Genomic DNA, 8,255 nt, shown 5'->3' with positions numbered 1-8,255 from the left:
GATTCGAACCCCCGATACGTTGCCGTATACACACTTTCCAGGCGTGCTCCTTCAGCCACTCGGACACCTCACCATATTGTTGTTCCTGTGCTACCGGAACGGGCGCTAATTTAGGGAAATACCGCTCCGGCGTCAATCAACTTTTTGAAAAAAACGTGCATTTACACAAACTTCAATCAATATGCAGCTTAAATAAGCGGGAATTGTTTTTTTTGCCAGCACCCTAAAATTTGCTACTCTGATGTTCCCTCGAAAAATGATGATTATAAGTGCGAGTACGTTCCGCATAACAATGTTCAGGAGACGTTATGGATATAATTTTCTATCACCCAACATTCGATACAACCTGGTGGCTTAATGCGCTGACAAAGGCCATACCTGGCGCGCGGGTTCGTGAGTGGAAGGCAGGTGATAATGCGCATGCTGACTACGCGCTGGTCTGGCATCCTCCGGTTGAAATGCTCGCCGGACGAAAATTAAAAGCCGTATTTGCGCTGGGTGCGGGCGTCGATTCTATTCTCAGTAAACTAAACGCTCATCCGGAAATGTTGGATGCGTCGATCCCGCTTTTCCGTCTGGAAGATACGGGGATGGGCCTGCAAATGCAGGAATATGCGGTTAGTCAGGTATTGCACTGGTTCCGTCGCTTTGATGACTACCAGGCATTAAAAAACCAGGCGAAATGGCAACCGTTGCCAGAATATACCCGCGATGAGTTTAGCGTCGGGATCATGGGCGCTGGTGTTTTAGGCGCAAAAGTTGCAGAAAGTCTGCAAGCATGGGGGTTCCCGCTACGCTGCTGGAGTCGTACGCGTAAATCCTGGTCTGGTGTGGAAAGCTTCGCCGGTACCGAGGAACTGGGCGCGTTTTTGAGTCAAACTCGCGTGCTGATCAACCTCCTGCCTAATACGGCAGAAACCGTAGGCATTATTAACGCTGATTTACTCAGCCAATTGCAGGATGGCGCTTACGTGCTCAACCTGGCGCGCGGCGTTCATCTCAATGAAGACGATCTTCTGGCATCGCTGGACAGCGGCAAAGTGAAAGGTGCCATGCTGGATGTCTATAGCCGTGAACCGCTGCCGGAAACCAGCCCGCTATGGAAACATCCGCGTGTGGCAATGACGCCGCATATCGCCGCGGTAACACGCCCGGCAGAGGCGGTGGACTACATCTCCCGTACGATTTTGGACCTGGAAAGTGGTAAATCCGTAACGGGTCAGGTCGATCGCGTTCGGGGATATTGATGGTAACCCGGCAAGTGCCGGGTTTGAGCTAATAAATGGCGACGATACCTGCTATCCTTGACGGAAAATGACTACAGGAGAGAGTTATGTATCCCGTTGACCTGCATATGCATACCGTCGCCAGTACCCACGCCTACAGCACCTTAAGTGATTACATCGCCGAAGCCCATCGCAAAGGCATCAAGCTGTTTGCCATAACCGATCATGGACCGGACATGGCGGATGCGCCTCATCACTGGCACTTTATTAATATGCGCATTTGGCCTCGTATCGTCGATGGCGTAGGGATCCTGCGCGGTATCGAGGCGAATATTAAGAATATTGAAGGCGAAATCGACTGTTCAGGTCCGATGTTTACCTCCCTGGATCTCATCATTGCGGGCTTCCATGAGCCGGTTTTTGCACCTCACGATAAAGACACCAATACCCAGGCAATGATAGCCACGATGGCCAGTGGTCACGTGCACATCATCAGCCATCCGGGGAATCCCAAATATCCCGTTGATATCACAGCGATTGCGCAGGCGGCGGCAAAATACCAGGTCGCGCTGGAAATCAATAACTCCTCGTTTTTGCATTCGCGTAAGGGGAGTGAGGACAATTGTCGCGCGGTCGCTGCGGCGGTGCGTGATGCCGGGGGCTGGGTGGCGTTAGGGTCGGATTCACATACCGCTTTCACACTGGGTGAATTTGGTGAATGCCGTAAAATTCTGGATGATGTAAATTTCCCGGAAGACAGAATTTTAAACGTCACCCCTAAACGCCTGCTGGCGTTTCTGGAATCGCGAGGCATGGAGCCGATCGCGGAATTTGCTGAACTGTAATTGTTACTAACTGGAATATATCAATGAACGAGTTTTCTATCCTGTGTCGTGTACTGGGCTCGCTGTTTTACCGCCAACCGCAGGACCCTTTACTGGTTCCTCTGTTTACCCTGATTAGTGAAGGTAAACTGTCCGCCAACTGGCCGCTGGAACAGGACGAACTGCTCACTCGTCTGCAGAAAAGCTGCGATATGCCTCAGCTGGCTGCGGATTACAACGCGCTGTTTGTCGGCGACGAGTGTGCGGTGCCGCCTTATCGTAGCGCCTGGGTAGAAGGGGCGAAAGAATCCGATGTTCGTGCTTTTCTTTCTGCCCGCGGAATGCCGCTGGCAGATACGCCTGCAGATCATATTGGCACGCTGTTGCTGGCGGCTTCATGGCTTGAAGACCAGTCTGCGGAAGATGAAAGTGAAGCACTCGAAACCTTGTTTGTGGAATACCTGTTGCCCTGGTGCGGCACGTTCCTTGGCAAAGTTGAAGCGCACGCAAACACACAGTTCTGGCGTACCATGGCACCGTTAACGCGTGATGCCATTGGTGCGATGTGGGACGAATTGCAGGAAGATACTGAAGAATAAATGTGATTTAGATCTCATTAAACTGCAACTCAAAATACATCATTGCATGAATTGTGTGCACGATCTCATTCCCATGCCGTTTTTCTGCTAAGATACGCGGCATGAACATACTTCTCTCAATTGCAATCACAACGGGCATTCTCTCTGGGATTTGGGGATGGGTGGCCGTATCTCTTGGTTTACTCAGTTGGGCTGGCTTTCTGGGCTGCACGGCCTATTTTGCCTGTCCGCAGGGTGGGCTGAAAGGGTTGTGGATCTCGGCGTGTACGCTGCTAAGCGGTGTGGTGTGGGCGTTGGTGATTATTAACGGTAGCGCGCTTGCCCCGCATATGGACATTATTGGTTATGTCATGACGGGAATTGTCGCGTTTCTAATGTGTATTCAGGCAAAGCAATGGTTGCTTTCATTTGTGCCGGGCACCTTTATTGGCGCATGCGCAACGTTTGCAGGGCAGGGTGACTGGCAGTTGGTCGTGCCTTCTCTGGCGCTGGGGCTGGTATTCGGCTATGCGATGAAAAACAGCGGATTGTGGTTGGCATCTCGTCGTGAGAATCGGCTATCGTCGACGCTGACCAGTAAATAAAAAAAAGCGTGAGGGTTTTCCTCACGCTTTTTATGCTGTATCGAGCACTCAGGATTCCGGAGGTACCGACAAATGGCGGTATTTAACCAGGATGTCATTATCAACTTGTTTCTTATCCTGCAAATCCCACAATCCGCGATCAATCCCGTCATTAATCAGGAAGATAACGCCGGTTTCAATTGCTGACATCAGACAAAGCATAACCGGTTCGTTAGAGGTGTAGCCAATTTCACCTTCCAACAGTCGCTGGTAGTCAATGAAGCGGAATACCCCAGCCTGCACTTCATAAGACAAGATAGTTTTGCTGGTATTCACCGATGAGAGGATTTCACCGGTACTAACGTTAACCACACGCAGGTTGACCGCTATCTGGTCGAGCTGGTATTGCGTATCGGCGCCAATACCGAAATAGCGCGCACCAACGCCACCCGATTTAACGTTGCTTTCATAACCAATAATTGACCCTTCTACCATGATGTTTGCCGCGGTCAGAGACTGCAGAGGGATCCGGTTATTAATGGCAACAGTGCCGTTTTCCTGAGCTGCACGAATGATTTTTCGTTCGTTAAGCAAGTTCTGCAATCCCTGACGTTCCAGCGGGACGAACCAACGAGAATCCTTCAATGCTGTGACAAGCATCGCCGTGGCGCTTTGCGGGACGGCGGTTGAGAAGTTACTTGCCGGATAAGGTTTAAACTGGCCAGTCTCATCCTGAATATTGTATACCGAGACAAAAATCTTACCTGTAGGCATGGGCAGGTGCGTCAAGTCTTTATAGCTTTGGGCTCGGGGCATTAATGTCGGCTTAGCGGCTTCTTGCGGCGGGGCTGTTAAACATCCGCTGAGTAAAATTACTGCCACCATGATAAGTAAGCGCTGCATGATTTTTTCCTTTCGTGGCTATAATTTAGAAATCGGTCGACTGATTTTGTAAACCCGACACTTCAATAGTCGACGTTCTCCCCGTTTTCCTGTCCGTGACATTGAGTTGCAGTTGTCCATCCCGGTTGGCGATATCAACGATAAAATCGCTGGTTACCATCCTTCCCGGCTTACCGGTATTGATATTGGTAAGTAAGCCACCGAGTATTTGTGACTGGATCGCCTGGGTAAAGTTATCCAGCGCTGTTGGGGTTTCAATCCCGTAGTCGCCGGCACTCGGATCTTTATACGAGTTTTGCGCCTGGGCGCTGTTCAGTAAAAAAGAGCCGTTATTTGGGTTACCACCAAAGTTAGGATTGCGGAACTGGAACGTCATATTTCCGGCCCAACTTAATGGTGAAATCAGCATGAGCAAAACCACTGCATGTTTGACACGCATGAAAGCCTCCGGACAAAATCATGTTTTAGAATTCATCGCGCGCTAAATCGCTCGTGCTTAATAGTGTTTGATCTATTTGCCGACGATTTAATGCTTCCTCTGTTTCTGCCAATGCAAAGACCACAATTTTGTCGAAGTCTCTTTTCGTCGGGAATAAAAAAGTCTGGAAGATAACGTCCTGATTGACCGTTATGGTGATCCAACTTCCCCAACGTGCACTGGGTCTTTCATTAATGGTTAAGTTTCCTGTGTACTTACTTTCCCACTTGTCACTAAAGGCCCGGTAAAAATCATGGCCAATGGAAGAGACAGTGTGGTCAGTTAACAGTCCGGGAACCTCCACCTCTACAGCCGCGTGTAGATTCCCGGCAGCAAGGAACAAATTTGCTGCCACAATCCAGGTCAAATAGCGTTTCATGGCTTTATCGCCTGAGGTTATCATTGGCCCACGAGACCGCCTGCGTACGATTTTTGACAGCTATCTTTTTGAAAAGATTATAAAGATGTGTTTTCACCGTATTTTCACTAATAAATAGTGAACGCGCGATTTCAATATTTGAGGCGCCGATACGCAGTTTATTAAGGATCTCTTTTTCACGGTGCGTAAGTAATGCCGACTCCGTGCTGTTATAGCGGTAGTTCCCGGAATGCGTGATCAGGTAGCTGGCAAGCTTTTGCGAAAAGTAGCATTCGCCCCGCAACACACCCTGCAAACCGCTGACTACACGCTGCTCATCTTCAGTTGCGTAAAATACGCCATTGATATGCGGCCAGTTTTCAATATCCCGGTAAGGATAATCATCTGGGGTATTCAACAATAAAGTTTTTATATTGTTGTTTTTTCTGCTCAAATTATCTTGCCAGTAATGGATCAGTTTTTTATCTGCCTCCATCATATCCAGTAAAACAATGCAGCTGGAGGATATATCATCCAGAGAACGTTGAATATTATGTAGTTTTCCGGTTAACGCCAGCGATTGCTTTAAATGCTGTAATAACGCAGTTGCCTGCAGGGATGGTTTAGTGATCAACAATAATGTATGACCATGAATACTATGGACTTCATTAAACATGATGAAACTCCACTTTTTTAGTCGCACACCTGACAGTTGCCTCTACTAAAATAGAGGCACCAGAAGTACTGACAGATGTTGCACTGCTGTGTAGAAATAAAACTTCGACCCAACGGGGTGAAAATATTAAAACAAATGGACTTCAACTGATTTCAATCTAGCTATTACAAATCTTAAAGCAAGTGTTAAACATGTTACATAATGTAAATTTATATATTAAAATGTGATTTTTGCGTTTTTGTGGAGTTTAGATTTGATAGTAAAGTTGTACATTTTAGCGTTATTGCATAGATTTAAAAAATCATACAAATTATAATATCTTATTGAATTTTAAGAAATAAAATTATAATTAGATGGTTTTAGATTTCTAATGAATTTTGATTTTTTTGTCTCACTTTAAGTTGAACAATTTTAGATAGAAAAAAATGACACTTGTCACGACTTGTACCGAGGACAATCCCACTACCGTCTGCAAGGCCCAGAAAACGCGGAAAACGCGTTTTTTTGTTACTGCATAGAAATTCACTCATCGGGTTACAAAAGAAATAAAATCCAGAGCTATAACGGTGTTAATTGCTGTTAATTAGTACTTTGGGGTGAATCTGGATATAAAAATACAACTGGTGGGTGAGTTATTTAAAATGTTTCAACGGACATACTCTTCATCGTAACGTGGCGTTAACAAATGTAAGTCACGTTAACAATAATTTGAGTGGTAAATAATTTAACCTTATGTACGACCAGGTCCAGGGTGACAACATGAAAAACAAGTTGTTATTTATGATGTTTACAATGCTGGGTGTGCCTGGGATTGCATCCGCTACAAGTTATGATTTAGCTAACTCAGAATATAACTTTGCGGTAAATGAATTAAGTAAGTCTTCATTTAATCAGGCAGCCATTATTGGTCAGGTTGGCACTGCGAACAGTGCAAATACTCGACAGGGGGGCTCGAAGTTATTGTCGGTTATTTCGCAAGAAGGTTCTGGTAACCGAGCGAAAACAGACCAGACGGGGTCATATAACTTTGCATATATTGATCAAACGGGTAGTTCCAATGACGCGAGTATTAAACAAGGTTCATACGGTAATACGGCGGTAATTATCCAGAAAGGTTCTGGTAATAAAGCCAATATTACTCAGTACGGTACACAAAAAACAGCAGTTGTGGTGCAGAGACAGTCGCAAATGGCAATTCGCGTTACTCAACGCTAATCCATTAACGACGATTAAATCAATCCGATGGGGGTTTACCATGAAACTTTTAAAAGTGGCAGCATTCGCAGCAATCGTAGTTTCTGGCAGTGCTCTGGCTGGTGTTGTTCCGCAATGGGGCGGCAATCATCATGGTGGCGGTAGTAACTATGGCCCAGACTCTTCACTGAGTATCTACCAATATGGGTCAAACAACGCTGCGAATGCTCTGCAAAGTGATGCGCGTAAATCAGATGTCACTATTACACAACATGGGCGTGGTAACGGGGCTGTAGTTGGTCAAGGCGCTGATGACAGTACCATTAGCCTGAAACAGACTGGCTTCCAGAACAATGCCACTATCGATCAGTGGAATGCTAAAAATGCTGATATTAGTGTAACCCAGTTCGGTGGCCGTAATGGTGCGTTGGTTAATCAGACCGCGTCTGACTCCAATGTGCTGATTCAGCAAGTTGGCTTTGGCAACAACGCTACAGCTAACCAACACTAATTCAGTTTTCTGACTGATAATAAACAGGGCGTGAGCCCTGTTTTTTTTTCGGGAGAATATGATGCATACGCTATTACTCATTGCCGCGCTGGCAAATCAAATAACATTCAATACTACTCAGCAAGGTGATATGTACACCATTATTCCTCAGGTGACGTTAACCCAACCGTGCGTATGTGAGGTACAAGTCCTTGCCATACGTCAAGGGCAGGGGGGACAAAGCCAGTCGCAGCAGAAAATAAGCCTTTCGGTCCCTGCTAATCGACCGATTGAATTAACCAAACTGAGCTTTAATATTTCATCTGAGGATTCGGTCAAAATTATCGTTACCGTTTCAGATGGGCAGTCTCTGCATCTGTCGCAACAATGGCCTGACTCAAACAGTCACCCATAATTTTTTGCTGTATTTGCATTAAGGGTGTGGCTGGGAATGCGCTGCTGTTCTATGAATATAGAAGCGTGTGAACGTTTGTATTTGATCGTTAATCGTAGCGGTGAAGGATCATTTCGATCCCTCAAAGATGGCTAATCATTGAGGAACCCTTATGTGTACATTATTAAAGCGTGTTTTAAGTACCAGTTTATGTGCTTTTTCTCTTTTAACCCTCCCTGCAATTGCGCAGCAAATCACAACCGGCGGGGTTATTCATTTTCGCGGAGCGATAGTTGAATCACCTTGCGACGTTAACAGACAGCAGCAGCAAATTGAATTGTCATGTATCCGCAACGGCACCAACCAGAATAGTCTTTACAACCCGCAACAGCTCGCGACAACCCCTCAGAATGTGCAGGAAATTGCCACAGTCAAAATGCACTACCTCAATGAACAGAAAAACATGGCGATTCTTAATATTGAATATAAATGACTCGCTGTGGCGTAGATATGCACACTTACGGTTAAAAAGAGAGATTTAAGGGAAAAC

General features: G+C 46.3%; 12 protein-coding genes. 8 read left to right on the top strand and 4 right to left on the bottom strand.

All coding sequences use genetic code 11. The features are described 5' to 3' along the window. The first annotated feature begins 308 nt into the window (after nt 1–308). The 4 genes from ghrA to OGV93_RS13555 all read left to right on the top strand — a co-directional run bounded on the left by ghrA (nt 309) and on the right by OGV93_RS13555 (nt 3,233). The gene (ghrA, locus tag OGV93_RS13570) at nt 309–1,247 is read left to right on the top strand and encodes a glyoxylate/hydroxypyruvate reductase GhrA (RefSeq protein ID WP_016152594.1); all 939 of its coding nucleotides are present in this window, start codon (nt 309–311) and stop codon (nt 1,245–1,247) included. 86 nt (nt 1,248–1,333) lie between these two features. Next, entirely contained in the window at nt 1,334–2,071 is a 738-nt protein-coding gene (locus OGV93_RS13565; RefSeq protein ID WP_016156173.1) for a phosphatase, read from the top strand. A 23-nt stretch (nt 2,072–2,094) separates the two neighbouring features. Further along, nucleotides 2,095–2,649 carry a TorD/DmsD family molecular chaperone gene (locus OGV93_RS13560; protein WP_016152596.1) on the top strand — a complete coding sequence of 185 codons (555 nt, stop codon included), beginning with the start codon at nt 2,095–2,097 and terminating at the stop codon, nt 2,647–2,649. A gap of 101 nt (nt 2,650–2,750) precedes the next feature. Beyond that, entirely contained in the window at nt 2,751–3,233 is a 483-nt protein-coding gene (locus tag OGV93_RS13555) for a DUF1097 domain-containing protein (protein ID WP_016156175.1), read from the top strand. 48 nt (nt 3,234–3,281) lie between these two features. On the opposite strand, the gene csgG is transcribed toward OGV93_RS13555, so the two are convergent. Genes csgG through csgD form a run of 4 tightly spaced genes read right to left on the bottom strand, consistent with a single transcriptional unit; the run spans nt 3,282 to nt 5,627 of the window. Beyond that, on the bottom strand, nt 3,282–4,115 hold the full coding sequence (gene csgG, locus OGV93_RS13550; protein WP_016152598.1) for a curli production assembly/transport protein CsgG: 834 nt from the start codon (nt 4,113–4,115) through the stop codon (nt 3,282–3,284). A gap of 25 nt (nt 4,116–4,140) precedes the next feature. Further along, nucleotides 4,141–4,554, bottom strand: coding sequence for a curli production assembly/transport protein CsgF (csgF, locus tag OGV93_RS13545; protein WP_016152599.1), 414 nt, complete (start codon nt 4,552–4,554; stop codon nt 4,141–4,143). Nucleotides 4,555–4,579: 25 nt separating this feature from the next. Further along, nucleotides 4,580–4,972: a curli production assembly/transport protein CsgE gene (gene csgE, locus OGV93_RS13540; RefSeq protein WP_016152600.1), complete on the bottom strand. Its 393-nt coding sequence runs from the start codon at nt 4,970–4,972 to the stop codon at nt 4,580–4,582. A 4-nt stretch (nt 4,973–4,976) separates the two neighbouring features. Beyond that, on the bottom strand, nt 4,977–5,627 hold the full coding sequence (csgD, locus tag OGV93_RS13535) for a biofilm master transcriptional regulator CsgD (RefSeq protein WP_003036091.1): 651 nt from the start codon (nt 5,625–5,627) through the stop codon (nt 4,977–4,979). Between the two features lie 759 nt (nt 5,628–6,386). Between csgD and csgB the strand changes: the two genes are divergently transcribed. The 4 genes from csgB (at nt 6,387) to OGV93_RS13515 (ending at nt 8,198) form a co-directional block, all read left to right on the top strand. Continuing rightward, entirely contained in the window at nt 6,387–6,842 is a 456-nt protein-coding gene (csgB, locus tag OGV93_RS13530; protein WP_019076446.1) for a curli minor subunit CsgB, read from the top strand. Nucleotides 6,843–6,882: 40 nt separating this feature from the next. Next, a complete protein-coding gene (csgA, locus tag OGV93_RS13525) occupies nt 6,883–7,332 on the top strand; it encodes a curli major subunit CsgA (RefSeq protein ID WP_006685125.1) in 450 nt (149 codons plus the stop codon). Nucleotides 7,333–7,393: 61 nt separating this feature from the next. Then, complete coding sequence (gene csgC, locus OGV93_RS13520; protein ID WP_046274771.1) at nt 7,394–7,726, top strand: curli assembly chaperone CsgC; 333 nt, start codon at nt 7,394–7,396, stop codon at nt 7,724–7,726. Nucleotides 7,727–7,877: 151 nt separating this feature from the next. Next, nucleotides 7,878–8,198: a YmdA family protein gene (locus OGV93_RS13515; protein ID WP_286482443.1), complete on the top strand. Its 321-nt coding sequence runs from the start codon at nt 7,878–7,880 to the stop codon at nt 8,196–8,198. Nucleotides 8,199–8,255: the final 57 nt, after the last annotated feature.

This window comes from Citrobacter sp. Cb031, from assembly GCF_030336725.1.
Lineage (GTDB): Bacteria > Pseudomonadota > Gammaproteobacteria > Enterobacterales > Enterobacteriaceae > Citrobacter > Citrobacter braakii.
This window is presented reverse-complemented; position numbering and strand designations above follow the sequence as displayed.